We start from the raw sequence: 25751 nt of genomic DNA, 5'->3' as shown, positions 1-25751 counted from the left end.
GGGTGCCCCAGCGCGTCCGAGGGACATTCGTGACCACTAGCCTCAAGGCATGATCCCCCGTTCCCGTGCCACCGGTCGGGCCGTCTTCTACCAGGCCTTCTACCGGCTGCCGCTGCCGGTGCGCCGGCGTCTGGTCCGGCTCGCCGTACCGAAGTACATCGTCGGCGCGGTCACGTTGGTCCGCGACACCGAGGCGACGGGCGCGGGTCGGTTGCTGATGCTGCGCCAGCCGCCCGGCAAGGGCTGGTCGCTCCCCGCCGGCCTGCTGAACCGGGGTGAGCCCCCGGTCGTGGGCGCGGCCCGCGAACTGTTCGAGGAGTCCGGCGTCCGGCTGCCGCCGTCCCGGCTGCGCCCCGCCGTGCCGAACGCGATCGTGCACGCCAAGGGCTGGGTGGACATGGTCTTCGAGGCGGAGGTGCCGGCGTCCAGCACCGAACTGGTGGTGGACGGCGGGGAGGTGTTCGAGGCCGCCTGGCATCGGTTGGACGACCTGCCCAAGCTCACCTGGCCGACCGCGCGGTTGCTCGCCTACTACGACATCGGGCCGCTGGCCGGGCAGTTCCCGCCGCCGGTGCCCGACGACGCGCCATGACCAGGGCGAGCTGGCCGGGGGACGTCTGCGCGGTCGTGCTCGCCGCGGGCGAGGGCACCCGACTGCGCCCGCTCACCGAACGGGTGCCCAAGGCGCTCTGCCCGGTCGGTAACGTGCCGCTCCTGGACCGGGCTCTGGATCGGTTGGCCGGTCTGGGCCTGAGGAGTCCCGCACGGGTCGCGGTGAACGCCTGCTACCTCGCCGACCAGGTGGTCGCGCACGTCGGCGACCGCGCCCACCTGTCGGTGGAGCCCGGCGACCCGCTCGGCACGGCGGGCGGGGTGGCGAATCTGCGGGACTGGATCGACGGCCGACCGGTCCTGGTCGGCAACGCCGACGCGTACCTGGCCGATCCGGCCACCGCGCCGGGCCCCGACGTGGCCGCGCTGCTCGACGGTTGGGACCGGGACTCCGTACGCCTGCTCGGGCAGCCCGCCGCCGATCCGTACGCGCCGGGTACCTTCGCCGGGCACTGCTTCACCGGCTTCTCGCTGCTGCCGTGGCGACTGGTCCGCGACCTGCCGGTGGTGATGTCCGACCTGGTACGCGCGGTGTGGCGGCCGGCGGAGGCCGCCGGGGCGCTCGACGTGGTGCCGTACGCGGGCACCTTCTATGACACCGGGACGCCGGCCGACTACCTGGCGGCCAACCTGCACGCGGCGGCCGGCGGCGTGCTCGTCGACGGGTCCGCCACGGTGACCGGAAGCTGTGTCGAGTCGGTCGTCGGCGCCGACGCCCGGGTGGGCGGCGACGTGCGACGCAGCGTGATCTGGCCGGGCGCGACGGTACGGGACGGCGAGCGGCTACGGGACGCGATCCGCTTCGGCGACGACGGGACGGTGCAGGTCTAGCATGGGCGACGACGCCGACGAACGGAGAAATGCCCCGTGATCACCGCGATCGTGCTGATCGACTGCGCCACCGACGCGATCCCCGAGGTGGCCGATGCCCTGGCCAACGTCCCCGGCGTCAGCGAGGTCTACTCGGTGGCGGGGCACGTCGACCTCATCGCCATCGTCCGGGTCCGCGAGTTCGACCAGATCGCGCAGGTCATCGCGGGCAGCATCTCCAAGGTGCCGGGTGTGCTGAACACAGAGTCGCACATCGCGTTCCGGGCGTACTCGAAGCTCGACCTTGAGGAGACGTTCGCGATCGGCCTCGCGGACGCCGACTGACCCGCGGCCCGCATGCGCCGCGGCCGGTCCACCCCGCGTGGGGTGGACCGGCCGTCGCGCTACCGCGAGATCAGCTCTCGCTGGGAGCGGGCCGCTCGGTGGTGCCGAGGCCCGGTTCCGGCGACTCGGTGATCCCACCACTCGGAGCCGGCGACTCGGTGACGCCACCCGGAGCCGGCGACGAGGTGCCCGGGCTGGGCGTGCCGCTGGCGCTGGTCTGCGGGACCGGGATGCCCAACTGGTTGGCCAGCTGGACCAGCTCGTCGTAGTGCGCCTGCAGCGTCGGCAGGGCGGTCTGGGCCAACTGGACCACCGACTGCTCGGAGCCCTGCGAGATCTCCGTCTGGGTGGCCTGGATGGCCTGGACGTGACCGGCCAGCTCACTGGTCACCCAGAGCCGGTCGAACTCCGCGCCACTGACGTTGTTCAGCTTGTCGATGACCGCCTGCTGATCGGTCGTGGGCTCGTTCGGCAGCTGGACGTTGAGCTGCGACGCGGTCTGCTGCACCGTCTGGTCCAGCTGGGTGTGGTCGGTCTTGAACATCGCGCCCAGGTCCTTGACCCCCTGGTTCTGGCCCTTCTGCTGAGCCAGGTCACCGGCGGTGATCTCGAAAAGGTTCACCTGGTGCACCGCCTGCAGGTACTGGGTGTCCTGCGTCGACGGCTGTGCCGCCGCCTGGGCGGCTGCTGCCGGCGCGACACCCACCAGCACCAGCGCGGCCAACAGGCCGAGGCGTTTGAGACCCAACATGCTTCCCCCCCTAGAGACGTTGGATCGCACGGATACCCGGCTCACGGGGGTTATTCCTGCGATCGCCCGGCGCGCGGGGTCGACCGGTCCCGCCGTGCCCGTCCGACTCCTGCTCGGTTGGGCGACCGGACACCGGAAAAGGCGTGACGCCCGCCGGAAGTCCGGCGGGCGTCACGTGACGGTGCTGTCGGGAGGTCAGCGGCGGCTCTCGCCGCTGCCGATCTCCGCACGATCTCCCCGGGGCTCGACCGGCGGGTGACCCGGCGAGACCGGCGCCTCGACCGGCTTCTCGATCGGGTAGAAGAAGCCCCGGACCGCCGGGCCGAGGGCCCCGAGCCGGTTCATCTTCTTGGGTACCACCCAGCCGACGTACTCCAGCTCACCGTGGCCGTCCGCGTGCCCGTTCGACGCGCTGAGCGGCTGGTGGACCTCGATGAACCGACCGTCCGGCAGACGCCGGATGATGCCGGTCTCGACGCCGTGCGCGAGCACCTCCCGGTCGTGCTGCTGCAGACCCAGGCAGAGCCGGTAGGTGACGTAGTACGCCAGCGGCGGAACCACGAGCAGACCGACCCGGCCCGCCCAGGTCATCGCGTTCAGGCTGATCTGGAACTTGTCGGCGATCACGTCGTTGGCGCCCGAGAGCGTCAGCACGATGTAGAAGGCGACGGCCATGGCGCCCACGGCCGTCCGGGCCGGAACGTCGCGGGGCCGCTGGAGCAGGTTGTGGCTCTTGCGGTCCTTGAGGTGCCGGGCCTCCAGGAACGGGTACATCGTCGACAGGCCGACCAGGATGCCGGGGAGCACGACAGTGGGCCAGAACAGCGGCGGGATGACGTACCCGTCGCCGATCGGGATGTTGATCTGCCACGCCGGCATGAGTCGCGTCGAGCCGTCGAGGAACATGACGTACCAGTCGGGCTGGCTGGCGGCCGAGACCACCCACGCCTCGTACGGCCCGAACAGCCAGATCGGGTTGATCTGGAACAGACCGCCCAGCAGCGCGATGACGCCGAAGACGACCATGAAGAAGCCGCCCTGCTTCAACGCGTAGCGGGGGAACATCCGCTCGCCGACCACGTTGTTGTTGGTCCGGCCGGGGCCGGGCCACTGGGTGTGCTTCTGCTTGAAGACCAGACCCAGGTGGGCGCTGATCAGCGCGAGCAGCAGGCCCGGGATCAACAGGACGTGGGCGATGAAGAACCGGCTGATGATGATCGTGCCGGGGAACTCGCCACCGAAGACCGACGACGTCACCCACGAGCCCACCACCGGGATGGACAGCATGATCGCGGAGGCGATCCGCAGACCGGTGCCGGACAGGCCGTCGTCCGGCAGCGAGTAGCCGGTGAAGCCGGCCAGGAAGCCGACCCAGAACAGCAGCGAACCGATGATCCAGTTGGTCTCGCGCGGCTTGCGGAAGGCGCCGGTGAAGAACACCCGCAGCATGTGCACGACGATCGCGGCCATGAACAGCAGCGCCGCCCAGTGGTGCATCTGCCGCATCACCAGACCACCCCGGACGTCGAACGACAGATCCAGGCTGGAGGCGTACGCGGCGGACATCGGGGTGCCCTGCAACGGCGCGTAGCTGCCGTCGTAGACCACCTCGGTCATCGCCGGCTCGTAGAAGAAGGTCAGGAACACACCGGTCAGCAGCAGCACGATGAACGAGAACAGCGCGATCTCGCCCAGCAGGAACGACCAGTGGTCCGGGAAGACCTTGTTCAGCAGCTTGCGCAGCGGCGTGGCCACCGCGAAGCGGTCGTCCACCCCCGCCGCGGCCTTGCCCGGCGTGGCCGCCAGGTCGAACTTTCGACGCTTCATGGCCGCTCCCAGAAGTCAGGCCCGACGGTCTCGGTGTAGTCGGACTTCGCCACGAAGAAACCCTCGGAGTCCAACTCGATCGGCAGCTGCGGCAGCGACCGGCTGGCCGGGCCGAATACGGGCCGGGCGTTGTCGGTGATCAGGAACTGGGACTGGTGACACGGGCAGAGCAGCCGGTTGGTCTGCTGCTCGTAGAGGCTGGCGGGGCAGCCGGCGTGCGTGCAGATCTTGGAGAACGCCGCGTAGTTGCCCCACATGTAGTCCTTGTGGTGCTTCTGCGTCTCGCCGGGGCGCGAGTTGGCCTCACGGGACTTCTGGGCGTCCGCGTCGCGCAGGTGGATCAGCAACGTCGGCGAGTCGGCGTGCCGGTTGCTCACGCCGTGCTCGATGCCCGGGAAGACGGTCAGCTGACCACCGGCGCTGATGTCCGCCGGGCGCACCGGGCGGCCGTCCTCGCGGACCAGACGGATCTTCTGCCCGTTCTCCGTCGGGGCGAACCCGGTGGTGAACATCTGGTTGTTCTTGTGCGGCTGGGAGATCAGGCCACCGACCAGCGGCGCCGCCGCGACCGCGGCGACCGGCGCGAGACCGGCCAGCAGCGAGATGCCGAGCAGCGGACGACGCTTGATGCCCATCTCGTCGGCCAGGTAGAGCATGGTCTGGCCGGTGATGGTGCGACCCTCGGAGTCGACCTGACCCTCGTGCCGGTCCTGGATCGAGACCTCCTTGGGCAGCAACTTCTTGCCCCAGGTCAGGATGCCGAAACCGACGGCGAGCAGGGCCACGCCGAGGGTGGCGCCCAGCAGCGGCGTGTAGAACTTGTCGCCGCCGCGGCCCGGCTCGTACTGCCACGGCCACCAGATGTAGATGGCCAGGAAGGCGGTCGCCGCCAGACCGGTGATCAGGAAGAACCCGGCCACCACGCGGGTGAGCCGACGCTCCGCCTTGGTGCCCGGCAGCACCTGCGGCTCGTAGTGGACGATCTCGATGTCGTCCCGGCGCGCGCCCTCGCGGACGATGTCGAACCGGCTCAGCCTGGGGTCGTTCACGTCGAGCGGCTCCGGGCCCTGCGAGGCCTGGTGCTCGGTGTGCGTGCTCATGCCGTCACCTCGCTACGGGTGGCGCCGAGCGGCACCACGGCGGTGGAACTGAAGATCCGCTCGGTCACGACTTACCCGCAATCCACAGGCTAGCGAACACGAGCGCCACGATGCCAACCAGGAAGATCGCCAGGCCCTCGGTGGACGGCCCGTACCGACCGAGGTTGAACCCGCCCGGGTCCTGGTCGGTCTTCAGCGTCTCCTGGATGTAGGCGATGATGTCGGCCTTCTGCTCCGGAGTGATCTGGTTGTCGCCGAACACCGGCATGTTCTGCGGGCCGCTCAGCATCGCCGCGTAGATCTGCCGGTCCGTCGCGGGGTGCAGGCTCGGGGCGAACTTGCCCGAGGAGAGCGCACCGCCGCCACCGCCGAAGGCGTGGCACTGCGAGCAGTTGATCCGGAACAGCTCGCCGCCGGCCGCGACGTTGCCGTCCTTGTGCAGGTCCTCTTCGGTGCCCGGAACGACCGGACCGCCGCCGAGTTCCTGGATGTACTGGGCGAGCTGCCGGGTCTGCTCGTCGGTGAAGACCGGGGGCTTGCGGTGCGCCTGGGCCTCCTGGCGGGCCAGCGGCATCCGGCCCGAGCTGACCTGGAACTCGACCGAGGCCGCGCCGACGCCGATCAGGCTCGGCCCGCGGCCCTCGACGCCCTGGGCGTTGCGTCCGTGGCAGGTCACACAGCTCACGTCGAACAGCGCCTTGCCCTCGGCTGCGGCGCCGGTGAGCGGCGGATTGTCCTGCGCCTGCGCACCGGGGGCGAAGACGGTGTAGGCGCCGCCGGCGAGCATCAGCGCCGCGATCAGCCGGACCGCGGCGCCCAGCCGGCGGCGGCCCCTGCTGCGCGCGGCGGGCCGCCCGCGCAACCGCGCGAGCAGGCCGCGTCGGCGGTCGTTGTCAGAAGTCATGAGCTGTGTCCTTAACCGGTTGGACCTTGTCTCAGGGGACGGAGCAGCGGCGCGGTTCGTGACGCGCCAAGATCACTGGAGCCAGTAGATCATGGCGTACAGGCCGATCCACACGACGTCGACGAAGTGCCAGTAGTACGACACGACGATCGCCGAGGTCGCCTGCGCCGGGGTGAACCGGCCCATGGTCGTGCGGACCATGAAGATGATGAAGGCGATGAGACCGCCGGTCACGTGCAGGCCGTGGAAACCGGTCGTCAGGTAGAACATCGAGCCGTAGCCGTCGGCGTTGATCCGGACGCCGTCCTCCACCAGGTGGCGGTACTCGTTCACCTGGCCGAGCACGAAGATCAGGCCCATCACGAAGGTGACGGTGAACCAGCGGCGCAGCGCGTGCACGTCACCCTTCTCCGCCGCGAAGACGCCGAGCTGGCAGGTCACCGAGGACAGCACCAGGATCACCGTGAAGGTGGTCGCGTACGGGATTTTCAACGACTCGGTGTGCTTCTCCCACTGCTCCGGCGCAGCCGCGCGGATCGAGAAGTACATCGCGAAGAGCGCCGCGAAGAACATGAGTTCGCTGGAGAGCCACACGATCGTCCCCACGCTGACCATGTTGGGTCGCGTCAGAGAGTGGATCCGGCTCTTGTCAATGGCTGGGGCCGCAGTCACGCCGTCATTATTGCCCCTGACCGGGGCCGGCGATCAGCGGGGTGGCAAACCTGCGCCTTCCGTGGCCCGGGCGTCAGGGTCCGGTTCGCCTGGCCTAGCCTGAAAAGCGTGCTGCACGTCGATCCCATCCTCGCCGCCACCTCGGCCGTCCCGGCCGATGTGCTCGCGGCCACCTCGGCGGGCCCGTCGACGCTGGCCGCCGGGGCCGAGGCGACCCCGCCACCGTTCACCATCGGCGCGGTCCTGACCGAGACCCGGTTGGACAGCTGGCTGGCCCTCGGCCTGGTGCTCGCCGCCGGCCTCTACCTGTACGGGGTGCACCGGCTGCGCATCCGGGGCGACCGCTGGCCGGTCACCCGTACCGTCTTCTTCCTCGGCCCCGGCCTCGGCGGCATCGCGCTCGTCACGGTCAGTGGGCTGCACGCCTACGACACCGCGCTGCTGTCGGTGCACATGGTCCAGCACATGGTGCTCTCCATGGTGTCGCCGATCTTCCTGGCGCTGGGCGCGCCGATGACGCTGGCCCTGCGGACCCTGCCGGTCGGGCCACGCAAACGCCTCCTGGCGATCGTGCACAGCCGGATCGCCCGGGTCTACACCTTCCCGCTGGTGGCGTTCGCCATCTTCGTGGTCAACCCGTTCGCGCTGTACTTCAGCGACCTGTACCGCTTCACGCTGGAGCACGCCTGGGCGCACGAGCTGGTGCACGCGCACTTCATCCTGACCGGCTGCGTGTTCTTCTGGCCACTGCTCGGCCTCGACCCGCTGCCGGGCCGCTGGCCGTATCCGGCGCGGGCGCTGCTGATGCTGCTCTCCGTGCCGTTCCACACCGTGCTCGGGCTCACCATCATGCAGAGCACCACGCTCTTCGGCGGCGACTGGTACCCCTCGCTCAACCTGAGCTGGTCCGACCCGAAGGCCGACCAGGTGGTCGCCGGCGGCATCCTCTGGGCCGGCGGCGAGTTCGTCAGCGTCACCATGCTCGCGGTGCTGGTGGTGCAGTGGGTCAAGCAGTCCGAGCGGGAGGCCCGCCGTGTCGACCGCGAGCTGGACCGCCAGGAGGCGCGCGAGCGCGCGGCCGAGGCCACGACGGCCTGAGCTGCGCAGACGGCACGCCCGACGCGCGGAAGCGGGCGGCGTGTCAGGTACGTCACGTCGGCCGGTACGATCGGCGGGCAGCTACGAGGTTGGAAGCGGAGTGTCGGCATGAGTGAGCGTCTGTGCACCGTCCTGCTCTACAGCGACGACCCGCAGGTCCGTGACCGGATGCGGCTCGCCGTGGGCACCCGGCCCGCGCCCGGCCTGCGGATCGAGTTCGTCGACGCGTCGACCTACGCCGAGACCATCCGGCTGGTCGACGACTACGAGATCGACCTGCTGCTGCTCGACGGCGAGGCCAGCCCCGGCGGCGGCATCGGCATCGCCCGGCAGATCAAGGACGACCGGGACGACGCGCCGCCCACCTGCCTCGTGATCGCCCGCGCCGCGGACCGATGGCTCGCCGCGTACGCCGAGGTCGACGCGACGCTGGTGCACCCGCTCGACCCGGTGACCACCGGCAGCACGGTGGCCGAGTTGCTGCGGACGCACGCACCCGCCTGACGTTCCCGCGCCAACCGGCACCGACACGGCGCCGGCCGAGCCTGCGCCGGTTCCAGCCCACCCGCACTTCGTACGCTCGGGAGGCCCGCAATGGGCGATCGGACCTGGCCGCACCTGCTCAACTCGCTGCTGCGCGGCGAGGAGCTGTCCACCGGCGACACCGCCTGGGCCATGGGCGAGATCATGGCCGGCTCGGCGGGCGCGGCGCAGGTGGCCGGCTTCGCGGTGGCGCTGCGGGCCAAGGGTGAGACCTCGGCCGAGCTGGCCGGCCTGGTGGAGACGATGTTGAGCCGGGCCGTCCCGGTCGACCTGCCCGACGAGCTGCGCTCCACCGCGCTGGACGTTGTCGGCACCGGCGGTGACCTCGCCCACACGGTCAACATCTCCACCATGGCCGCGCTCGTCGTCGCGGGCGCGGGTGTCCGGGTGGTCAAGCACGGCAACCGCGCCGCGTCCTCCTCCTGCGGCACCGCCGACCTGTTGGAGTTCCTCGGCGTCCCGCTCGACCTCGACCCCGACGCCATCGTGCGGTGCGTCACCGAGGCGGGCATCGGGTTCTGCTTTGCCGCCCGCTTCCACCCGGGCATGCGGCACACCGGGCCGGTCCGCCGGGAGCTGGGCGTCCCCACCGTGTTCAACTTCCTCGGCCCGCTGACCAACCCGGCCCGGCCCCGCGCCGGCGCGGTCGGCTGCTTCGACGCGCGGATGGCCCCGGTGATGGCCGGCGTGTTCGCCGCCCGGGGCGACTCGGTGCTGGTGATGCGCGGCGAGGACGGCCTGGACGAGTTCACCACCGCCGCGCCGACCCGCGTCTGGGCGGCGCAGAACGGCGCCGTACGCGAGGCCGTGCTGGACGCGAGCGAACTGGGCGTACCCCGGGCCACCCTGAGTGACCTGCGCGGCGGTGACGCCGCGTACAACGCCGGTGTGGCCCGTCGCCTGCTGGCCGGTGAGACCGGCCCGGTGCGCGACGCGGTGCTGGTCAACGCGGCGGCGGCGCTCGCGACGCAGGGGCCGCTCGACGGCGACCTGACCGAGGCGTTGCGCGCCGGCCTGGACCGCGCCGCCGAGTCGATCGACGCGGGCGCGGCAGCGGGCGTCCTGGAGCGCTGGATCGAGACCGCCACCACCGCCGCGGCCCCGGCGACCGCCTGATCGGCACGGCCGCCCGCAGGGACGACCGACACGCGCTGCCCGGACAACCAGGTCGGCGACGTGGCGTTATGGGCGCGGCGAGAGGCCGCCACATCGGCGAGACGGCGCTATCACCGCGCCGGGCTTGCGACGTGGCGGCCGGTCGACAACTGCGCGGGTCAGGCGGCGTGGCGGCGGGTGGGCTGGCGACGGCGGCGCTCGGCCAGCCGGGTGACGGGCGCGACGAACGTGGTGATCACCAGGGCCGCGCCGCAACCGGTGCAGACCAGCTCGGGACAGTCGCTGCCGTGGCCGTCGACGCAGGGCGGCGCCTCGAACGGCGTCACGCCCGCGCAGACGTCGCAGTAGAGATCGCGGTGCGACATCGGGCGTCTCCTTCTCAGTCCGGACGACCGCCTCTGGAATGCGACAACGACGCACAACGGAAGCGGAGAACTACTCGCCTGTAGTTTCCCACGCGGGTCCGACAAATCTCCCGCGCCCACTACCCGCCTCTCGCTCGATCGACTCGACGTCGCCGAAGTCGGGGTGTCCATGCCGGCCGGACAGCGCCGATTCCAGGAAGTCGAGTCGATCATTGCGCTGACACCCCGCATCGACGATCGCGGCACGACGAAGGCCCGCTCCCCCGGGCGGGGTGCGGGCCTTCGTGGCGGTACGCGATCGGTCGCCAGGGGCGACCGGGTCGATCAGTGCTCGGCGGTGCGCCGGGTGCCGCTGTAGTACTCGAACAGCAGGCCGCAGGCGGCGAAGACGACCGCCACCAGGCCGAGACCGATCAGCCAGAACTGCCAGAACACCATGCCCAGCGCGGCGATCGCGGCGGCCAGCGCCAGACCGAACGGCCAGTAGCTGCCCGGGCTGAAGAAGCCGACCTCACCGGCGCCGTCCGCGATCTCGGCGTCGGCCCGGTCCTCGGGGCGCAGGTCGATACGGCGGGAGACGAACCAGAAGAAGCCACCGCACATCGAGCAGAGCAGGAACGACAGCGCCAGGGCGACGGTGCCCACCCACTCGATGTTGCCGGACTCACCGTGCGTCCAGGCGCCGTAGAGGATGGTCGCGCCGAAGAGGAACCCGGCGATGATCAGGAAGATACGCCACTCGGTCTTCATGCGGCTGCCTCAGCTTCCCGTGCCGGCCGGAGCTTTGTCCGGGTTGAAGTTGCTCTGCGTCCGTCGGGTGTCGAACGGCTTCGTGGTCTGCGCGTACGGCTCCTCGCCGATCTGGGCCAGCGCCTCCTGGGTGGACTTGCCGCCCTGCTTGGCCGCGAGGAACTGGTCGTACTTCTCCGGCGAGACGACCCGCAGCTCGAAGTTCATGAACGCGTGGTAGCTGCCGCACAGCTCGGCGCAGCGGCCGACGTACGCGCCCTCGGCGTCGAGGCTGGAGACCTCGAAGACGTTGCGGATCTTGCCCGGCATGACGTCCCGCTTGAACAGCAGCTCCGGCACCCAGAAGGAGTGGATGACGTCGCGGCTCGTCTCCTCGAACCGGATGGACCGGTTGGTCGGCAGCACGAGCACCGGGATGACCTCACTGGTGCCCAGCGTCGACGCGGTGGTCTTGGCTTCCGTGCCCTGACCGTCGCGGTAGTTGAACTGCCAGTTCCACTTGAACGCGACGACCTCGACAGTGACGTCCGGGTTCTTCGACAGCTTGTCGACGTCGGTCTGCACGATCGCCGTGTAGTAGAAGAGCACGGAGACGATCAGGATCGGCGCGATGGTGTAGAGGAACTCCATCGGCAGGTTGTAGCGGGTCTGCACCGGCAGCGCGTTGCCACGCTTGCGGTACCGCACGACACACCAGAAGATCAGGCCCCACACGAAGACGCCGACCGCGAGCGCGGCGACGCAGGAGGCGATCCACAGGTCGTACATCCGGTGCGACTCGGGCGTGATGCCGCCCTGCGGCCAACCGAAGCCGTCGAACGTCTTGCCGACGTCACAGCCCGTGAGCAGAACCAGCAGCGCCACGCCCCCGAGACCGAGCCCGGCCAGCCGACCGGCACCACGTCCCCGGCGTCCACCGACCCGTGGGGCAGCACCGTGCCGTACGGCCGACGGCCGTACCTCCGAACTCCTTGCGACCACCTGGTCCTGCCTCCCTAGCGCGCCGCGGTGCGTCGTTCGTCAGCACCGGCGGCAAAGGCGTCACCGACGGTCGCAGATTACTCGACCATGACGGACTCGGCCGTGGTGGGGTCACTGTCCGCCCCCATCGGGGGGATCCTGGGCATAACGTCGCGATAGCGTGGGGACCCGTGAGCGTCTACCTGGACGCGGCGACGGCCGCGCCGCTGCATCCGGTCGCCCGGCAGGCTCTGCTGGCGGCCCTGGAGGACGGCTGGGCCGACCCGGGGAAGCTCTACGGCCAGGCACGCCGCGCGCGACAACTGCTCGACGCCGCCCGCGAGGCCGCCGCGCAGACGCTCGGCGTCCGCGCCGACGAGCTGTCCTTCACCCCCAGCGGTACGACGGCAGCCCACGGCGCGGTGCTCGGCGCGCTGGCGGGACGGCATCGCGTCGGGGCGACCCTGGTGCACTCGGCGATCGAGCACTCCGCCGTCCTGCACGCCGCCGAGCGGCACGTCGCGGCCGGCGGCGCCGCCACCGCCGTACCGGTCGACCGGGTGGGCCGGCTAGACCTGACCGGCTGGTCGGACGCCGTCCGTGCTCCCGGGGTCGCGCTGGCGGCGCTGATCAGCGCCAGCCACGAGGTGGGCACCGTGCAGCCGGTCGCCGAGGCGGCGGCCGTGTGCGCGGAGGTCGGGGTACCGCTGTACGTCGACGCGGCGCAGTCGGTCGGACGGGTGCCGCTGCCGGCCGGCTGGTCGGTGCTCAGCGCCAGCGCCCACAAGTGGGGCGGGCCACCCGGGGTGGGGTTGCTGGCGGTGCGCAAGGGCACCCGCTGGGAGTCGCCGTGGCCGGCCGACGAGCGGGAGGGTGGTCGTACCCCCGGGGTGGTGAACCTGCCCGCGGTGGTGGCGGCGGCGGCGAGCCTGCGCGCGGCGGCGGCCGACGCGGCCGCCGAGGCTGCCCGGCTGTCCCCGCTGGTGGACCGGATCCGGGCGCGGGTCGCGGCGGAGGTGCCCGACGTGGAGGTCGTCGGCGACCCGGTGCTGCGCCTGCCGCACCTGGTGACGTTCTCCTGCCTGTACGTCGACGGCGAGACGCTGCTGCACGCGCTGGACCGGCGGGGGTTCGCGGTGTCATCCGGTTCGTCCTGCACGTCGTCCACGCTGCGGCCGTCGCACGTGCTGGAGGCGATGGGGGTGCTCTCGCACGGCAACGTGCGGGTCAGTCTGCACCGGGACACCACCGAGGAGGACATCGAGCGCTTCCTCGCCGAGCTGCCCGGGATCGTCGCCGGCCTGCGCGCCGACGCCGGGGTGGTCGGGCTGTGACGATGCCGGACGAGGTGATCGACTGCCGGGGTCAGCGCTGCCCGCTGCCGGTGATCGCGGCGGCCCGGCGGATGCCGCAGGTGCCGGTCGGCACGGTCGTCCGGGTGCTGGCCGACGACCCGGCGGCGGCGGTCGACCTCCCGGCCTGGTGCCGCATGCGCGGCCAGGAGTACCTAGGCGCCCTAACGGGCCCCGAAGGCCCCGCCTACGACATCCGCCGCACCCACTAACCCCCGCCCACTTCCTCCCACCCTCCCCCGCGATCTTGCACTTTCGGTGGCGACAAGAGCGGATACAAGCCGCGAAACGGCGACACAAAGTGCAAGATCGGCGCGGGGGCCGGGGTGGGGTGGGTTACGGGAGGAGGTGGGGGCGGATTTCTTCGGCTGCCACGTCGCCGTAGGACTCGGCGAGGCGCTTGACGAACAGGTCGCGGCGTACGTCGTACTCCTGGGTGCCGACCGTCTCCAGCACGAGCGTGGCCAACAGCGAGCCGACCTGGGCGGCCCGCTCCAGCCCGAGACCCCAGGAGAGCGCGGTGAAGAAACCGGCCCGGAAGCCGTCGCCGACACCCGTGGGGTCGACGGCCCGGATCTCCCGGGCGATGGGTACGTGGATGGGGTCGATGCCCCGACCGGCGATCTCGACGCCGTCCTTGCCCAGCGTGGTGACCCGCACCTTCACCAGGTCCAGCAACTGGTCGTCGCTCAGCTGTGCCTTGCTCTGCAGCAGCGACTTCTCGTAGTCGTTGGTCATGAGGTACTCGGCGCCCTCGATCAGCGCCACCACGTCCTCGCCGGGCATCCGGGCGAGCTGCTGGGAGGGGTCGGCGGCGAACGCGTACCCGCGGGTGCGGCACTCGGCCGAGTGCCGCAGCATCGCCGCCGGGTCGTTGGCGCTGACCAGCACCAGGTCCAGTCCGCCGACCCGGTCGGCGACGGGCGCCAGTTCGATGTTGCGCGCCTCGCTCATGGCGCCCGCGTAGAACGAGGCGATCTGGCACATGTCGGTGTCGGTGGTGCAGACGAACCTGGAGGTGTGCGCCACCTCACTGACGTGCACGGAGTCGCAGTCCACGCCGTGCCGCTCCAGCCAGGAGCGGTAGTCGGCGAAGTCCGCGCCGACCGCCCCGAGCAGCACCGGGCGCAGCCCGAGCTGCCCCATGCCGAAGGAGATGTTCGCCGCCACCCCACCGCGGCGGAGCACCAGGTCGTCCACCAGGAAGGAGAGCGAAACCTTGTGCAGTTGATCGGCGATGAGCTGGTCGGCGAAGCGACCCGGGAAGCTCATCAGGTGATCGGTGGCGATCGAGCCGGTCACGGCGATCTTCATGTCAACCTCAGGGTCGGGAGCGGGGCGCGGTCAGCCTACCGGCCCGGCAACCGGGGCGTGTCCGGTCCGTCGGGCGACGGCAACCAGCTCGTCACCAGCGCGCCCATGACGAAGGGGCCGCCCCGAAAGGGACGGCCCCGTCATCGCTGGTGTGGTGCGTGACTCAGTTGAACGAGTCGCCGCAGGCGCAGGAGTTGCCCGCGTTGGGGTTGTCGATGGTGAAGCCCTGGGCGTCGATCCGGTCGGCGAAGTCGATCGTCGCGCCGGCCAGGTAGGGGGCGCTCATGCGGTCGACGACGACCTCGACGCCACCGAAGTCGGTGACGACGTCACCGTCGAGCGAGCGCTCGTCGAAGAAGAGCTGGTACCGCAGGCCGGAGCAGCCACCCGGCTGCACCGCGACACGGAGCCGCAGGTCGTCGCGGCCCTCCTGCTCGATCAGGGCCTTGACCTTCTGCGCCGCGACGTCGGTGAGGACGACGGAAGTAGGGGCCTGGGCCTCGGTCGACTCGGTCTGCGCTGGCGTGGTCACGTGGAAGTCTCCCTGCGCGGTTTTGGGTCCGGACGCACTGGCCAACGTCGCGCGCCGTCCAGTGATTCCCGGTTGTGGTCCAGTTCCGATGGTACGCCGCCCGGACCGGACGTACCCGCGTGGCGGGCTCCCGGGCCCAGGTGGGACGGTGCCACGCGCTCAGCGGCTCCACTGCCGGGCCAGCCGGGCGCCCAGTTCGCGCAGCCCGTCGGCGGGGCGGCTCAGCGCGGCGGCCAGCCCGCCGGTCTCCTCGCCGCCGAAGTGCTCCACCAGGCTGTAGGCGTCGGTCACGCCGGCCGAGGCGGCCTCCCGCCGGCCGGTGCTGACCTGGCCGGCGACCACCACGCAGGGCACCCCACGGTCCCGGGCGGCCCCGGCCACCCCGGCGACGACCTTGCCGCGCAGCGACTGGTGGTCGAAGGACCCCTCCCCCGTGATCACCAGGTCGGCGGTGTCCAGGGCGGCGTCCAGCCGGTTGGCGCGGGTGACCAGACCGATACCGGACTCAACGGTTCCGCCGAGCGCGAGGACGGCCGCGCCCAGGCCGCCGGCCGACCCACCGCCGGGCAGCGCGCCCAGGCCCGTCGGGCAGCCGGGCAGGTCCCGTTCCAGCACCGCCGCGAAGCGTTCCAGGGCGGCGTCGAGCAGCAGCACGTCGGCCCGGTCGGCGCCCTTCTGCGGACCGAAGACGTTGCTCGCGCCGTGCAGGCCGAGCAGCGGGTTGTCCACGTCGGTGGCGGCGACCAGCAGGGCGTCCCGCAACCGGGGTACGCCGTCCAGCGCGTCGACCGCGGCCAGCGCGGCTCCGCCGTACGGCAACGCCGCGCCGGTCCCGTCCAGCGGAGTCGCGCCCAGCGCCGCGAGCATGCCCGCGCCGGCGTCGTTGGTGGCGGAGCCACCCAGCCCGATCACCACCGTCCGGGCCCCGCTCTCCACGGCGGCGGCCACCAGCAGACCCAGCCCGTACGACGTGGCGGCCTTCGGGTCACGCTCGTCGACGGCGAGCAGGTGCAGTCCGCACGCCTGGGAGCTCTCCAGGTAGGCGGTCGCGCCATCGGCGGTGAGCAGGATCTCACCCGCCACCGGACGGCCCAGCGGATCGACCGTCGACACCGGCAGCCGCCGGCCACCGAGCGCGTCGGCGAGCACCTGGACGAAGCCCGGCCCACCGTCGGCGAGGGGCCGGATCAGCAGGTCATCGCCGTCGGTGACGGTGCGCCAACCGGCGGCGACCGCGGCGGCCACCTCCGGTGCGGACAGGGTGCCGGCGAACTTGTCCGGGCAGAGCAGCACGCGCATGGCGAGCAGTGTGGCAGCACACACCGAGCGGAGCTGCGGCGCGCTCGCGCTGTGGGACCATGGGCTACGTGACTTCGACCTGGGTGGAACCCTCCAACACGGCGACGGCTCTGCTGCTGCTCGGCCGGGGCAGCGACCCCGACACCGAGCGCGGCGTCGAGTGTCCGGGCGACCTGCCGGCGCCCAGCGATCCCGACCTGGTGGCCCGCGCCACGGCGGCGAAGGCGAAGCTGGGCAGCAAGGTCTTCGTACTGGGGCACCACTACCAGCGCGACGAGGTGATCCAGTTCGCCGACGTGACGGGTGACTCGTTCAAGCTGGCCCGGGAGGCGGCGGCCCGTCCGGAGGCGGAGTACATCGTCTTCTGCGGCGTGCACTTCATGGCCGAGAGCGCCGACATCCTCACCACCGGCACCCAGCGGGTGATCCTGCCCGACCTGGCCGCCGGCTGCTCGATGGCGGACATGGCCGTGCTGGGTCAGGTCGAGGCCGCCTGGGACACGCTGACCGAGCTGGGCATCGCGGGCGACACCGTGCCGGTGACGTACATGAACTCCTCGGCGGACATCAAGGGCTTCGTCGGGCGTAACGGCGGCGTCGTCTGCACCTCGTCCAACGCCAAGCGCGCCCTTGACTGGGCGTTCGAGCAGGGGCAGAAGGTTCTCTTCCTTCCGGACCAGCACCTGGGCCGCAACACAGCGGTCCTGGAGATGGGCCTGTCGCTGGACGACTGCGTGCTCTACGACCCGCACAAGCCCGGCGGCGGGCTCACGCCGGAGCAGCTGCGCGACGCCAAGATGATCCTCTGGCGGGGGCACTGCTCGGTGCACGGCCGGTTCACGCTGGACAGCGTCAACGACGTACGGGAGCGGGTGCCGGGCGTCAACGTGCTGGTCCACCCGGAGTGCCGGCACGAGGTGGTCACCGCCGCCGATCACGTCGGCTCGACCGAGTACATCATCAAGACCATCGAGGCGGCGCCGGCCGGGTCGGCGTGGGCGCTGGGCACCGAGCTGAACCTGGTCCGCCGGCTGGCCCTGGCCCACCCGGACAAGCAGATCATGTTCCTCGACAAGGCGGTCTGCTACTGCTCGACGATGAACCGGATCGACCTGCCGCACCTGGTGTGGGCGCTGGAGGAGCTGGTCGCGGGCCGGGTGGCCAACCAGATCACGGTGGACGCCGACACCGCCCACCACGCGCGGGTGGCGCTGGACCAGATGCTCGCCCTGCCCGGCGCGTGATCACGATCCGTGACGTCCCTGGTACACAAAAGTGCCGGATCACCGATTAATGCCACACACGCCGGTCTGACCGAGTCCTTTTTCGTCACCGAGGGCTATGCTGCCGGAGCGACGACGCGAGCGGGCCGTTTCGATATGGCCGCATCCGGGGTAGCGACAAGGTTCACGCTCCCCACCATCAACACAGCAGCACCGAAGCGCTGGAGGTTGCGTTGACCGACGACGTCCTGGTCGTGCATGGAGGCACTCCGCTCGAAGGGCGGATCCGCGTGCGCGGCGCGAAGAACCTGGTTTCGAAGGCGATGGTCGCCGCACTGCTGGGCGACAGCCCGAGCCGGCTGTTCGACGTGCCGAAGATCCGCGACGTCGAGGTGGTCCGGGGTCTGCTCGGTCTGCACGGCGTCAAGGTGACCGACGGCGCCGAGGACGGTGAACTCGTCTTCGACCCCGCGAACGTGGAGAGCGCCAGCACCGACCAGATCAACGTGCACGCCGGTTCGAGCCGTATCCCGATCCTGTTCTGCGGGCCGCTGCTGCACCGTCTCGGGCACGCGTTCATCCCGGACCTGGGCGGCTGCCACATCGGCCCGCGTCCGATCGACTTCCACCTGGAGGCGCTGCGCCAGTTCGGCGCCGTCGTCGACAAGCAGCCGCAGGGCATGCACCTATCCGCGCCGAACGGGCTGCACGGCACCAAGTTCGCCCTGCCGTACCCGAGCGTCGGCGCCACCGAGCAGGTGCTGCTGACCGCGGTCATGGCCGAGGGCGTCACCGAGCTGCGCAACGCCGCCGTCGAGCCGGAGATCATCGACCTGATCTGCATCCTGCAGAAGATGGGCGCGATCATCAAGGTCCACACCGACCGGGTGATCGAGATCCAGGGCGTGCCGAAGCTGCACGGGTACACGCACCGGCCGATCCCGGACCGGATCGAGGCCGCGAGCTGGGCCGCCGCCGCGTTGGCCACCCGTGGCCACGTCGAGGTGCTCGGCGCGCAGCAGGCCGACATGATGACCTTCCTGAACATCTTCCGGTCCGTCGGTGGCGAGTACGAGGTCACCGACGCCCGCGCGCCGAAGCTGGGCGACCCGGGCCAGGAGGGCGGCATCCGCTTCTGGCACCCGGGCGGCGAGCTGAACGCCGTGGCGCTGGAGACCGACGTGCACCCGGGCTTCATGACCGACTGGCAGCAGCCGCTGGTCGTGGCGCTGACCCAGGCCCGTGGCCTGTCGATCGTCCACGAGACGGTCTACGAGCAGCGGCTCGGCTACACCGAGGCGCTGAACTCGATGGGCGCCAACATCCAGGTCTACCGGGACTGCCTCGGCGGCACCCCGTGCCGCTTCGGCCGGCGCAACTTCAAGCACTCGGCGGTGATCGCCGGGCCGAGCAAGCTGCACGCCGCCGACCTGGTCATCCCGGACCTGCGGGCCGGGTTCAGCCACCTGATCGCGGCGCTCGCGGCCGAGGGCACCTCCCGCGTGTACGGCGTCGACCTGATCAACCGGGGCTACGAGGACTTCGAGGCGAAGCTCGCCGACCTGGGCGCGCACGCCGAGCGCCCGTAACCTCCCTCGCCAACCGTTCGGACCCGACGGCTCCAGGTCGCGCTGCGACCTGGAGCCGTCGGCCGTCGCACCGCGATGTGCACCGGGCGCGAACCGTTGGCTACCCTTGCCGCGTGCCGTCGCTCTTTCGCCGCAAGTCCACCGACCTCGTCGACGAGGCCGTCACCTCGGTGACCTCCGAGGAGACCGCCGACCGTCCCCGGGGCTACACCCCGGCCAAGGGCCGGGAGACGCCGAAGCGGCCGACGGTCGGCCGGCGTCCGGCCGGACCGAGCCGCCCCCTCACCAAGGAGGAGGAGCGGGAACGGCGTCGTCAACTGCGCACCGAGGCCGCCGCCGACTTCCGCCGCGAGGGTGGCCCGCGCGACCGGGGCCCGGAGCGGCTGCTGGCGCGCAACGTGGTCGACTCCCGTCGTACCGTCGGCACCTGGTTCTTCGGCGGCGCGCTGATCGTGCTGATCGGCTCGAACGCCGCGATGCCACCGGTGGTCCGGTTGATCTCCAACGTGCTGTGGGGCGCCCTAGCCCTCGGCGTGGTGGTCGACTCGGTGCTGATCTGCCGCAAGATCAGCAAGTTGGTGCGGGAGCGCTTCCCGAAGACCGACCAGCGGATGGGCTCGCTCTACCTCTACGCCGTGATGCGCTCGATCACCTTCCGGCGGATGCGCGCTCCGGCGCCCGCGGTGAAGCTCGGCGACAAGGTCTGATCCCGGCGACGCGTCGCCGGGACACCCGCTCTGGCCGCGTTGGTGGCAAAGAACGTCGGGCGGTTCCTCGTTCGTTGTACCGTGCGCGTAGTCCCGCACGGTGAACAGGTCCCGTTGTTCGTGACCGCGAACGATGATCCAGTGGAGCGAACACGCATGCCCGGAGAACCATCGGCCAGCGTCGCCGCCGCCGTGCGCCGCGAACGCGAGCGGGCCGGTGTCTCGCTGACCGAGCTGGCCGCCCGGGCGGGGACGCCCGAGTCCACGCTCTCGGCGCTGGAGTCGGGGACCGGTGACCCGAGCGTGGAGACGCTGTGGGCGATCGGCGTGGCGCTGGGCGTGCCGTTCAGCCGGCTCGTGGAGCCGGCGGCCGACAATCTTCGGGTGATTCGCGCCGGCGAGGGCCCCCGGGTCCGCTCGGAGCGGGCCGACTTCACCGGGACGCTGCTCAGCGCCGGAACGTCGCGGGTACGCCGGGACATCTACCTGATCGAGCTGGAGCCGGGCGCGGTCCGGGAGGCGGACGGGCACACGCCGCACAGCGTGGAGCACGTGGTGGTGGCCGCCGGACGGCTGCGGGTGGGCCCCGAGAGCGACGTGGTCGACCTCGGCCCGGGGGACTACGCGACGTTCCCCGGCGACCTGCCACACCGGTACGAGGCGCTGGTCCCCGGGACGTTCGCCGTCCTCGTCATGGAGCATCCCTGACCGGGTGCTCCGGTCCGTCCGGGCGGCGGGTGGGGTATCGTCGAAGGTCAGATTCGGTTATCGACCTAAATGTCCGGAACCATCGGATAACGTTTGCGCTCGTGGGCGGTGCCACAGTGGCGGTGAACGAGCCCGCGCCGTTACCCTCCATCCGCAGCCACGCCCTGCCGGAACGGGCGACCCGACCGGCACGCGAGGCCCCAGCGCGACAATGTGCAACGAGGTGACAACGCCGTGAGCGAGCGGACGCGAGCCGGCCACCGGAGCGTGGCAGGCGGCGACCGGACGCCCAACGGCCAGCGGGACAGGCGTGCCACCTCACCGTCGACGGGGATCGGCCGAGCGGTCGGGTGTGGCGACGGGCTCGACGGATGAACGGCCGCTACACCGACCGGTGGCGGGATCCGAACGAACCGTCCTGGGTGGTCGAACCGACCACCGAATGGCAACCCCAGTTCCCCGGCCAGCGCTACCCCGGTGACATCGGCGCCACCCACCAGTCCCCGCCCCCGCGCGGACGGGCGAGCGCGGTGGGTCGTGCCGAGGTCCCCCCGCTCGCGCCCACCCGCCCGGACGGCACCTACCTCGGCCGATCCTGGGCCGACGAACCTCCGGCCGAACCCGAGGGGCGGTGGCGGGCGGACGACGAGCCGGGCCAGTCCCACGGCTGGCCACGCGGCGACGAGCGGACGCCCGACGCGTCGCGGCACGGCCGCTCCGAACCCGCCTACTACGACCACGAGCCGTACCGCCGGCCGCTCCCCGAGCCGCCCCGGCGCGAGGAGCGCCGCTCGCCCGAGTCGGACCGCCGTACCGCCTGGTCCGACCGACGCCCCGGCGACGACCGGACGCCCGGCCGGGAGGCCGCGTGGCACCGCGAGCAGCCCGCTTCCGATGGGTACGACAGCCGCCGACGTCGACCCGAGCCGACCGACCGGGACCGGGCGTACCCGACGTCACCGCCGGTCTCCCCCGGGCCCTACTCCCCGGCGCCCCGGGGAGACTCGGGCTGGGTGTCCGAGCCCGACGAGCCACCGCGCCGACGTGGCACGTCGGAGCGACCGGCCGCCGCCCACGACCGGCAGCCCGGCGACGGGCACGGCATCCGCCCGACCCGGAACCCCGAGAGCCGCCCGACTGACGGCTGGGCCGCCGAGGGCGCCGGCCAGTGGGCGCCCATCGACAGTCGCAACCGCTACCGGGCCGACGGCCAGCCCGACCGTCGCCCCGACGAAGCCCGCCGTTCGGACCGCTGGCCGGACGACGAGCCCCGCCGCGCCGAGCGCGGCCCTACCGACGACGCCCGCCGTGCCGAGCGCCGACCCGACGACGCCCGCCGGCCGGAGCGGGGCGTTGCCGACGAGCGGTCCCGGATGGAGGCTGACCCCGGCGGGTCCGGCGAGTGGCAGCGCCGCCCGCACGAGATGTACGGGCCGCCCCGGACATCCGAGAGCGGACGGCGACGCCGCCCCGAAGCCGACGCGCCGCAGCAGCCCCGCCGGGACGACGACCGCCGCCGTCCCGACGTCGAACCGCACCGCCAGCAACCCCGCGAGGCGGCAGCGCGCGCCGAGGCGTACCCGGACCGTCGTCCACGCGAGACGGCCCGACCGGAGCCGTACCGGGACGAGACCCGCCGCGACGAGGCGTACCGCGAGCCCCGCTCGGGCGGCGGCCTGCCCTGGCCGGCGCCCGGGCCGGTGCATCCGGACCGCACCCGGGAGCCGGGCTACCGGCCCGAGCCGTACCGCGACACCGAGCCGCGCGTGGGATCGCGTCCGCCGACCGCCCCCGCACGGCCACCGGCGGAGCCGGGCCGGTACGACGAGCGTCCGGTCCGCCCCGCCGCGAGCGCGTCGCCCACGTACGGTCGGACCACGCCGGTCCCGCCCACACCCGTCTCCCCGGCCGCGCCGGGCACCGACCGGTTGCCTCCGGACCGGCCCGTGTCCCCCGCCGCCCCCGGACGGGACGCACCCGTGTCTCCCGCCGCTCCCAGGCGGGACCGGCCCGTCTCGCCCGCCGCTGGGTGGGAGGAACCGCTGTCGGCGACGCCCGTCTCCCCCGCGCCCGGCGGCCACGAGCGGCGATCGCCCACCTCGTCCGATCGGCCGGAGTACGACCGGCCGGTGTCGGGCCTGCCGGTGTCGGGCCTGCCGGTGTCGCCGGCTGTGGACGCTCCGATCTCCGGTCCCCCGGCCGCGCGGCTCCGGGTGGAGTTCCTTCCCGCCCCGGTGGATCCCCCGTCGTCGGACGAACAGCTGGTGTCGCCGCCCCGGCCGACCGAAGCCGCGCCGACTGCGGACACCCGGCCCACCACTGCGCCGCGTTACCCCGGCCCGGACAGCCGCCCGCCGGTCGCGCCGCCACCGACGTGGCAGCGACCGGAACCGCCCGCCACACCAGCGACGCCGAGCTCCTCCACACCGGACGCCAAGCCGTCGCTCCCGGTCGCCCCGGGGGTGCCGCGCCGCTACGTGCCTCCGACGCCGACCGAGACGTCCGCGCCAACCAGCCCGGAGCCGGCGACGACACCGGTGCGGGGCCCCGACGCCTGGTTCAACCCCGCCACCCAGTCGGTCGAGTCCGATCAGGACGCGCCGCCGGCGGCCGCCGCCACGGCTGTCGGGACGACCGACGACCGGGCCCCCGTCGACGTACCGGCAGGGTCGCCGCCCGGGACCGGGGACACGCACGACACGACCGCGTCGACCGAACCGCTGGTCGACCGCCCGGTCCCCGACCAGCGACCCGACGCTGGCGAGGCCGTCGCGGCACCGGTCTCCGCACCCCCGGTCACCGCGCCCCCGGTCTTCGCGTCGCCCGCCGCCACGCGGCCCGTCTCCGCGCCGCCGATCGGGCCGGTCGACGCTGGGCGTCCGTCCTGGTCCGGTGAGCTGGACGAGGCGACGCCCGCTGCCGAGCCGACCCCGACCGGATTGGACCCCGTGTCCGGTCCTCCGACGGAATCCACTCCGCTCGCGTCGCACGCCTGGTCGGACGACCTGGGCGACACCACCAGCCGCGAGCCGCTGACGACCGACGGCGCAGCCACCAGGGATCGCCGCCCGATCTCCGGCGAGCCGTCGGAGCGGCAGAGCGGGTCCACTGCGGACGACTTCGACGAGGCGGCCGCCTCGGGAAGCACGCCGTCCGTCGGCGGTGCCGCCGGCTCGGAACCGTCGACCGCCACGCCGGGCACCGACGCGGAGCCCGCGCCGTCGACCGAGGCGGAACGCACGTCACCCGAGCCCGCAACGAAGTGGCCCGTCGACGCGGACTCCGTCGCGGCCGGCACACCGACCGCGCCCGTGTCGGCACCGCCGGCCACACCCGTGTCGGCACCGCCGGCCACGCTCACGACCGCCTTCGCGGCGCCCACCTCCGCACCACCCGCCGCCGCGCCGGAACCCGATGCCGCGCGGGACGGCGGGGCAGAGAGCGCCACCACGGCACCCGCAACACCGGAACCCACCTACGCGTCGCCCGCGCCCGAACCAGCCTTCGCGCCGCCCGCCGCCGTCAAGCCCGTCTCCGGACCACCCGCCGCCCCCGAACCCACCACGGCACAGGCCGCCCCCGAGCCCGTCTCCGCGCCACCCGCCGCCACCGAGCCCTCTTCCCCGCCACCCGCCGCCACCGAGCCGGTTACCACGCCTGCCGCCACCGAGCCCGTCTCCGGGCCCCCGGCGGCGTCCCCGCCCCCTCCCGCGCCACCCCTCACCGCCGAGGCCGTCACCGCAGAGACCGCCTCCGCGGAGACCGCCACCGCCGTACCGGCCGTCGTCATTCCCGGGCCGCGTGACCCCTCGTCCGAGGCGGACGCGCCCGTGTCGGCGCCGCCGGACACGGCGACCGGGCCGGCGCGTCCGTCGCTGTCCGACGAGGGCGACCCGGAGCAGGTCCTGGCCGCGTACCGCTGGCGGCTGGACCCGGTGACCCTGCGCGAGGAGCTGACCGAGCCGGACGGCATGCGGGCCATCCGGCGGCGGCTGACCGAGAAGTTGGGTACGGCCATCGACAACCGGGCCCGAGCGCGGCTGCTCAGCCTCCGGGCGGTGGCCTCGCGCATCCTCGGCGACCTCGACGACGCGTTGGCCGACGGACGCCTCGCCCTCACGTACGCGGAGGCCACCGGGGAGCTGCGCCGGACCGCGCTCGCGCAGGCGCGGCTGGCGCACGTGCTGCGCTGGCGGGGTGACTTCGCCGAGGCCGACCAGCTCTTCGCCGAGGCCAATTCGGTCGAGCTGCCCGACCGGTTGCGCGCCGCCCTGCACGAGCACGCCGGACGCTGTTGTTACGACCAGGGCCGGCTGATGGAGGCCTGCCACCACTTCGAGCGGGCGCTCGACCTGCGCGGCGCGGCCGACGCCGAACTGCTGGACCGGGTACGGGTGGCCCTCGACGCGGTCACCGTGCGAGCGGCGGACGGCTTCGGGCCGTACCCCCGGGGTCGGGACGAGGTGCTCGACCGGGACCGGCCCCCGCAGCCGGACCGCGACGGGCCGCTGTGGGGTTACCTCGACCAGGCCGGGGACGTGGCGATTCCCGCGCGGTACGCGGAGGCGCAGCCGTTCCACGACGGGCTGGCCTGGGTCCGGCGGCCGGACACCGACCGATGGTCGCTGATCAACATGTTGGGTACGACGGTGATCCCTCCGTCGTACCGGGCGGTGCGCCCGTTCAGCGACGGTCTGGCCTGGGTGGTCACCGACGGCGGGTGGACGGCGATCGACCCGACGGGCACGGTGCAGGTCCCGCCGAACTTCGCCGACGTACGACCGTTCCGCCGCGGACTGGCCCCGGTGAAGCGCGAGGGCTGGGGGGCGGTCGACCGGACCGGACGGATCGTGGTGCCGACCCGCTACCACGCCTTCGTCACCGAGTTGACCGACGCGGGGCCGGTCGACGGCTTCACCGAGGAGGGTCTCGCGGTCGTCGACGTGGCCGGCCGGCGCGGTGTGGTGGATCGCACGGGCACGGTGCTGGTGCCACCGTCGTACCCGGTGGTGGTCATCCACCCGGTGGCGTTCCTCGTCAGCGGCGGCGGTCGGTGGGGCGCGCTGGACCGTCGTGGCGCGTCACTGATCGACCTGGTGCATCCCGATCGCGGGGCGGTGCTGGAGGAGATCGACCGACTGTTGACCGACGCCAATCCCGTGCTCTGAGCCGCC

Annotated in this window: 24 protein-coding genes; 13 read left to right on the top strand and 11 right to left on the bottom strand. The window is 72.4% G+C overall.

All coding sequences use genetic code 11. The features are described 5' to 3' along the window. The first annotated feature begins 49 nt into the window (after window positions 1–49). Genes ABZ272_RS09180 through ABZ272_RS09170 form a run of 3 tightly spaced genes read left to right on the top strand, consistent with a single transcriptional unit; the run spans window position 50 to window position 1767 of the window. Window positions 50–592 carry an NUDIX domain-containing protein gene (locus ABZ272_RS09180; protein WP_355049389.1) on the top strand — a complete coding sequence of 181 codons (543 nt, stop codon included), beginning with the start codon at window positions 50–52 and terminating at the stop codon, window positions 590–592. Beyond that, complete coding sequence (locus tag ABZ272_RS09175) at window positions 589–1443, top strand: sugar phosphate nucleotidyltransferase (RefSeq protein ID WP_355049388.1); 855 nt, start codon at window positions 589–591, stop codon at window positions 1441–1443. The genes ABZ272_RS09180 and ABZ272_RS09175 overlap by 4 nt, the downstream gene beginning before the upstream one ends. Window positions 1444–1479: 36 nt before the next feature. Further along, window positions 1480–1767, top strand: a complete 288-nt coding sequence (locus ABZ272_RS09170) for an Lrp/AsnC ligand binding domain-containing protein (RefSeq protein WP_355049387.1) — start codon at window positions 1480–1482, stop codon at window positions 1765–1767. A gap of 70 nt (window positions 1768–1837) precedes the next feature. On the opposite strand, the gene ABZ272_RS09165 is transcribed toward ABZ272_RS09170, so the two are convergent. From ABZ272_RS09165 to ABZ272_RS09145, 5 genes are all read right to left on the bottom strand, one after another. Further along, entirely contained in the window at window positions 1838–2518 is a 681-nt protein-coding gene (locus ABZ272_RS09165) for a DUF4142 domain-containing protein (RefSeq protein WP_355049386.1), read from the bottom strand. A gap of 195 nt (window positions 2519–2713) precedes the next feature. Beyond that, the gene (locus ABZ272_RS09160) at window positions 2714–4345 is read right to left on the bottom strand and encodes a cytochrome b N-terminal domain-containing protein (protein WP_355049385.1); all 1632 of its coding nucleotides are present in this window, start codon (window positions 4343–4345) and stop codon (window positions 2714–2716) included. Beyond that, window positions 4342–5445 carry a Rieske 2Fe-2S domain-containing protein gene (locus ABZ272_RS09155; RefSeq protein WP_355049384.1) on the bottom strand — a complete coding sequence of 368 codons (1104 nt, stop codon included), beginning with the start codon at window positions 5443–5445 and terminating at the stop codon, window positions 4342–4344. The genes ABZ272_RS09160 and ABZ272_RS09155 overlap by 4 nt, the downstream gene beginning before the upstream one ends. Before the next feature lie 64 nt (window positions 5446–5509). Further along, on the bottom strand, window positions 5510–6349 hold the full coding sequence (locus tag ABZ272_RS09150) for a cytochrome c (protein ID WP_355049383.1): 840 nt from the start codon (window positions 6347–6349) through the stop codon (window positions 5510–5512). Between the two features lie 72 nt (window positions 6350–6421). Then, complete coding sequence (locus tag ABZ272_RS09145) at window positions 6422–7021, bottom strand: heme-copper oxidase subunit III (RefSeq protein WP_355049382.1); 600 nt, start codon at window positions 7019–7021, stop codon at window positions 6422–6424. 108 nt (window positions 7022–7129) lie between these two features. On the opposite strand from ABZ272_RS09145, the gene ABZ272_RS09140 reads away from it, so the two are divergent. From ABZ272_RS09140 to trpD, 3 genes are all read left to right on the top strand, one after another. Then, on the top strand, window positions 7130–8119 hold the full coding sequence (locus ABZ272_RS09140; RefSeq protein ID WP_355049381.1) for a cytochrome c oxidase assembly protein: 990 nt from the start codon (window positions 7130–7132) through the stop codon (window positions 8117–8119). A 108-nt stretch (window positions 8120–8227) separates the two neighbouring features. Beyond that, entirely contained in the window at window positions 8228–8623 is a 396-nt protein-coding gene (locus ABZ272_RS09135; protein ID WP_355049380.1) for a hypothetical protein, read from the top strand. Window positions 8624–8713: 90 nt separating this feature from the next. Continuing rightward, the gene (gene trpD / locus ABZ272_RS09130) at window positions 8714–9778 is read left to right on the top strand and encodes an anthranilate phosphoribosyltransferase (protein WP_355049379.1); all 1065 of its coding nucleotides are present in this window, start codon (window positions 8714–8716) and stop codon (window positions 9776–9778) included. A gap of 158 nt (window positions 9779–9936) precedes the next feature. Here the strand turns inward: trpD and ABZ272_RS09125 are convergent, their stop codons facing one another. The 3 genes from ABZ272_RS09125 to coxB form a co-directional block, all read right to left on the bottom strand. Beyond that, entirely contained in the window at window positions 9937–10143 is a 207-nt protein-coding gene (locus tag ABZ272_RS09125; protein ID WP_355049378.1) for a hypothetical protein, read from the bottom strand. A 324-nt stretch (window positions 10144–10467) separates the two neighbouring features. Beyond that, the gene (locus ABZ272_RS09120) at window positions 10468–10893 is read right to left on the bottom strand and encodes a cytochrome c oxidase subunit 4 (protein ID WP_355049377.1); all 426 of its coding nucleotides are present in this window, start codon (window positions 10891–10893) and stop codon (window positions 10468–10470) included. Between the two features lie 9 nt (window positions 10894–10902). Then, on the bottom strand, window positions 10903–11874 hold the full coding sequence (gene coxB, locus ABZ272_RS09115; RefSeq protein WP_355049376.1) for a cytochrome c oxidase subunit II: 972 nt from the start codon (window positions 11872–11874) through the stop codon (window positions 10903–10905). Window positions 11875–12044: 170 nt separating this feature from the next. Here coxB and ABZ272_RS09110 point away from each other — a divergent pair, with 170 nt between their 5' ends. Beyond that, window positions 12045–13187, top strand: coding sequence for an aminotransferase class V-fold PLP-dependent enzyme (locus tag ABZ272_RS09110; RefSeq protein ID WP_355049375.1), 1143 nt, complete (start codon window positions 12045–12047; stop codon window positions 13185–13187). Beyond that, complete coding sequence (locus tag ABZ272_RS09105; RefSeq protein ID WP_355049374.1) at window positions 13184–13417, top strand: sulfurtransferase TusA family protein; 234 nt, start codon at window positions 13184–13186, stop codon at window positions 13415–13417. The genes ABZ272_RS09110 and ABZ272_RS09105 overlap by 4 nt, the downstream gene beginning before the upstream one ends. 124 nt (window positions 13418–13541) lie before the next feature. Here the strand turns inward: ABZ272_RS09105 and ABZ272_RS09100 are convergent, their stop codons facing one another. The 3 genes from ABZ272_RS09100 to ABZ272_RS09090 form a co-directional block, all read right to left on the bottom strand. Further along, a complete protein-coding gene (locus ABZ272_RS09100; RefSeq protein WP_355049373.1) occupies window positions 13542–14519 on the bottom strand; it encodes a carbohydrate kinase family protein in 978 nt (325 codons plus the stop codon). A 163-nt stretch (window positions 14520–14682) separates the two neighbouring features. Next, window positions 14683–15051, bottom strand: coding sequence for an iron-sulfur cluster insertion protein ErpA (erpA, locus tag ABZ272_RS09095; RefSeq protein WP_282257478.1), 369 nt, complete (start codon window positions 15049–15051; stop codon window positions 14683–14685). A gap of 159 nt (window positions 15052–15210) precedes the next feature. Continuing rightward, window positions 15211–16350 (bottom strand): glycerate kinase, encoded by a 1140-nt coding sequence (locus ABZ272_RS09090; RefSeq protein WP_355049372.1) that lies wholly within the window; start codon window positions 16348–16350, stop codon window positions 15211–15213. 68 nt (window positions 16351–16418) lie between these two features. On the opposite strand from ABZ272_RS09090, the gene nadA reads away from it, so the two are divergent. The 5 genes from nadA to ABZ272_RS09065 all read left to right on the top strand — a co-directional run bounded on the left by nadA (window position 16419) and on the right by ABZ272_RS09065 (window position 25745). Continuing rightward, window positions 16419–17594 carry a quinolinate synthase NadA gene (gene nadA, locus ABZ272_RS09085; protein ID WP_355049371.1) on the top strand — a complete coding sequence of 392 codons (1176 nt, stop codon included), beginning with the start codon at window positions 16419–16421 and terminating at the stop codon, window positions 17592–17594. Window positions 17595–17806: 212 nt separating this feature from the next. Then, window positions 17807–19162: a UDP-N-acetylglucosamine 1-carboxyvinyltransferase gene (gene murA / locus ABZ272_RS09080; protein WP_355049370.1), complete on the top strand. Its 1356-nt coding sequence runs from the start codon at window positions 17807–17809 to the stop codon at window positions 19160–19162. A gap of 113 nt (window positions 19163–19275) precedes the next feature. Beyond that, the gene (locus ABZ272_RS09075; RefSeq protein WP_355049369.1) at window positions 19276–19869 is read left to right on the top strand and encodes a DUF3043 domain-containing protein; all 594 of its coding nucleotides are present in this window, start codon (window positions 19276–19278) and stop codon (window positions 19867–19869) included. 156 nt (window positions 19870–20025) lie between these two features. After that, window positions 20026–20577 (top strand): XRE family transcriptional regulator, encoded by a 552-nt coding sequence (locus ABZ272_RS09070; protein WP_355049368.1) that lies wholly within the window; start codon window positions 20026–20028, stop codon window positions 20575–20577. A gap of 371 nt (window positions 20578–20948) precedes the next feature. After that, a complete protein-coding gene (locus ABZ272_RS09065; RefSeq protein ID WP_355049367.1) occupies window positions 20949–25745 on the top strand; it encodes a WG repeat-containing protein in 4797 nt (1598 codons plus the stop codon). Window positions 25746–25751: the final 6 nt, after the last annotated feature.

Source organism: Micromonospora sp. NPDC005979 (assembly GCF_040614415.1).
Classification (GTDB): domain Bacteria; phylum Actinomycetota; class Actinomycetes; order Mycobacteriales; family Micromonosporaceae; genus Micromonospora.
This window is presented reverse-complemented; position numbering and strand designations above follow the sequence as displayed.

Bases quoted from the DNA above. Each gene is read 5' to 3' on its own strand.
- ABZ272_RS09180 (WP_355049389.1), top strand. From the start codon at position 50: ATGATCCCCCGTTCCCGTGCCACCGGTCGGGCCGTCTTCTACCAGGCC.
- ABZ272_RS09175 (WP_355049388.1), top strand. From the start codon at position 589: ATGACCAGGGCGAGCTGGCCGGGGGACGTCTGCGCGGTCGTGCTCGCC.
- ABZ272_RS09165 (WP_355049386.1), bottom strand. From the start codon at position 2,518: ATGTTGGGTCTCAAACGCCTCGGCCTGTTGGCCGCGCTGGTGCTGGTG.
- ABZ272_RS09160 (WP_355049385.1), bottom strand. From the start codon at position 4,345: ATGAAGCGTCGAAAGTTCGACCTGGCGGCCACGCCGGGCAAGGCCGCG.
- ABZ272_RS09155 (WP_355049384.1), bottom strand. From the start codon at position 5,445: ATGAGCACGCACACCGAGCACCAGGCCTCGCAGGGCCCGGAGCCGCTC.
- ABZ272_RS09150 (WP_355049383.1), bottom strand. From the start codon at position 6,349: ATGACTTCTGACAACGACCGCCGACGCGGCCTGCTCGCGCGGTTGCGC.
- ABZ272_RS09135 (WP_355049380.1), top strand. From the start codon at position 8,228: ATGAGTGAGCGTCTGTGCACCGTCCTGCTCTACAGCGACGACCCGCAG.
- trpD (WP_355049379.1), top strand. From the start codon at position 8,714: ATGGGCGATCGGACCTGGCCGCACCTGCTCAACTCGCTGCTGCGCGGC.
- ABZ272_RS09125 (WP_355049378.1), bottom strand. From the start codon at position 10,143: ATGTCGCACCGCGATCTCTACTGCGACGTCTGCGCGGGCGTGACGCCG.
- ABZ272_RS09120 (WP_355049377.1), bottom strand. From the start codon at position 10,893: ATGAAGACCGAGTGGCGTATCTTCCTGATCATCGCCGGGTTCCTCTTC.
- ABZ272_RS09100 (WP_355049373.1), bottom strand. From the start codon at position 14,519: ATGAAGATCGCCGTGACCGGCTCGATCGCCACCGATCACCTGATGAGC.
- ABZ272_RS09090 (WP_355049372.1), bottom strand. From the start codon at position 16,350: ATGCGCGTGCTGCTCTGCCCGGACAAGTTCGCCGGCACCCTGTCCGCA.
- ABZ272_RS09070 (WP_355049368.1), top strand. From the start codon at position 20,026: ATGCCCGGAGAACCATCGGCCAGCGTCGCCGCCGCCGTGCGCCGCGAA.
- ABZ272_RS09065 (WP_355049367.1), top strand. From the start codon at position 20,949: ATGAACGGCCGCTACACCGACCGGTGGCGGGATCCGAACGAACCGTCC.